The sequence below is a fragment of the Streptomyces sp. NPDC047974 genome, from assembly GCF_040653375.1.
Taxonomy (GTDB): Bacteria; Actinomycetota; Actinomycetes; order Streptomycetales; family Streptomycetaceae; genus Streptomyces.
Map to the genome: position 1 here is coordinate 1 of NZ_JBEZNU010000104.1, position 1,762 is coordinate 1,762.

3 protein-coding genes and 1 pseudogene are annotated in these 1,762 nt (G+C 64.2%); all 4 read left to right on the forward strand.

The features are described from left to right. Positions 1-61 precede the first annotated feature (61 nt). Positions 62-757: an ankyrin repeat domain-containing protein gene (locus tag AB0E19_RS38580; RefSeq protein WP_049427010.1), complete on the forward strand. Its 696-nt coding sequence runs from the start codon at positions 62-64 to the stop codon at positions 755-757. Continuing rightward, the gene (locus tag AB0E19_RS38585) at positions 754-900 is read left to right on the forward strand and encodes an ankyrin repeat domain-containing protein (protein ID WP_080354855.1); all 147 of its coding nucleotides are present in this window, start codon (positions 754-756) and stop codon (positions 898-900) included. The genes AB0E19_RS38580 and AB0E19_RS38585 overlap by 4 nt, the downstream gene beginning before the upstream one ends. A 61-nt stretch (positions 901-961) precedes the next feature. Then, entirely contained in the window at positions 962-1,348 is a 387-nt protein-coding gene (locus tag AB0E19_RS38590; protein ID WP_049427012.1) for an H-NS family nucleoid-associated regulatory protein, read from the forward strand. A 324-nt stretch (positions 1,349-1,672) separates the two neighbouring features. Next, positions 1,673-1,762 (forward strand): annotated as a pseudogene (locus AB0E19_RS38595) (glycosyltransferase family 2 protein); the annotation flags it as partial.

Below are 1,762 nucleotides of genomic sequence, written 5' to 3' on the forward strand. Positions count from 1 at the left end.
CGCTCCTGGGGCGCCCCCGGTAGCCGCTTTACTTTCGACGATTGCACGGTAGAACCTGGGGATGGACACGAAAACCACCCCCAGCATCACGGAGCTTCTCGAAACCTTTGAGCCCGAGGCGTGGGCCTCGCCCCCGACGTCGACCATCGCCAACCACGTTCAACGCACGTTGGGCGAGGGCGACCATCACCCTGCGCAGGTTCTCCAGGCTGCCGTGGCGTTTCTCCAGCAGCCGGTGGAAGGCGTGGACGGGTTTGGGGACCTGACCTGGGTCGCAGGGCCTGCCGAGCAGGGGTGGCCCTGGGTGAGGTTGGCGCTGGACTACGACGGCGAGAAAGCGGAGCTGGCGATGCTGGGGCCCATCACCCCGGAGAGCGTGGATGCCGCGCTTCACGACGAAAACAACGAACGCATCAGCGGGATCGTGCTGGACTACATCGATGAGCAGCTCGATGAAGAGGACCGCGCCGACACTCTGGCAGCCATCGCGATGGACGGGGTGGCGTTTCGCGAGCGCCAGCACCACGCTGAGCACCTCCAGCAGACCTGCGGTCGGCAAGCCTTCCTGGACGAAGCCGTGGAGAAAGGCGATTTGAAGCTGCTCCAGGCAGCATTGGGCCTGGGGGCGGCCGTCAATGCGCCGCGGATCGGCGGCAACACCGCGCTGCACGAGGCGATAGAGCGGGGGCACACGGGCTTGGTTGACCCCCTCCTTGAGGCTGGGCGCGGGTCAACGTCTTCAACCATGCCGGCATGACCCCGCTCCATTTGGCGTCCGACAAAGGCGGCACGGAAAGCTGCTTGCGGTTGATCGCCGAGGGCGTGGACGTGACGCTGAGTGACTTCCAGGGGCGAAGCCCCGTGGCACTGGCCCAGGGGAAGCCGGGGTTGAGCCGTTGAGGGTTTACAGTGGTCTCGCAAAACGGCAGGATCGGGGTTTGACCAACCCCAAGGGAAAACCGTGGCACTGACGCTCGAAGAAATCCGCAAGAAAAAGGCCGAAGCGGAGGCCTTGGTGGCCGAAATGGAAAAGGCCGAAGGCGACGCGCTGGCGGCCGAAGCAGTGGCCAGCTTTGCTGGCGTCTACGAGACCTTGCAGCAGTTTGGGCCGCATTACACGACCAAGCAGAAGAACGATCTGAAGGCGCTGCTGGAGCCGCGCCACGCTGCCACAACCAAGACGGGCACGAGCCGCCCTCCCAAGTTCCAAATCCCGGACGGCACCACCTGGGCAGGCACTGGCCGGCAACCCAGCGCTTTCCTCGCGTGGGCAGAAACCGCTGAAGGGAAGGCGTGGAAAAAGAAACACCCGGACCAAGAATGGCCGGCGCATCCGTTCAAGGCCTGATCGGATTTTCAGCGTTGCAGACAAAGCCCCGGTTTTCCGGGGCTTTTTTGTGGGCGTTGAACCAAGGCAAGGCAGAGCGGGGGCTGGGGCGGGAGCCCCGGCCCTGGGCCGTTCCTCCCCGGAGGGGGCTTTTCAGGCGCGGCCCCGGGCCGCGTTCTTTTAAAGTGCGTTGGAAAAAGGGCGGGTGGGGCCTCGGCTTCCACCGGGCCCGGTGCTGGGCGGGAAATGTGCTGCGGTTCAAGTTTTCCGGCGATCTGCGGCCCTTATGGCGGTTTTGATATTTAGTCGATAAAACGTAGGGTGAAAGTATTGCGATTTTTTTACTTCTTCTTCGCGCACGAGGAGACCGACCTGGCCTGGCGCGCCCTCGACGCGGGCTGGCGGATCCGGTACGCGCCCGAGCTGCTGCTCCAG

Bases quoted from the DNA above. Each gene is read 5' to 3' on its own strand.
- AB0E19_RS38580 (WP_049427010.1), top strand. From the start codon at position 62: ATGGACACGAAAACCACCCCCAGCATCACGGAGCTTCTCGAAACCTTT.
- AB0E19_RS38585 (WP_080354855.1), top strand. From the start codon at position 754: ATGACCCCGCTCCATTTGGCGTCCGACAAAGGCGGCACGGAAAGCTGC.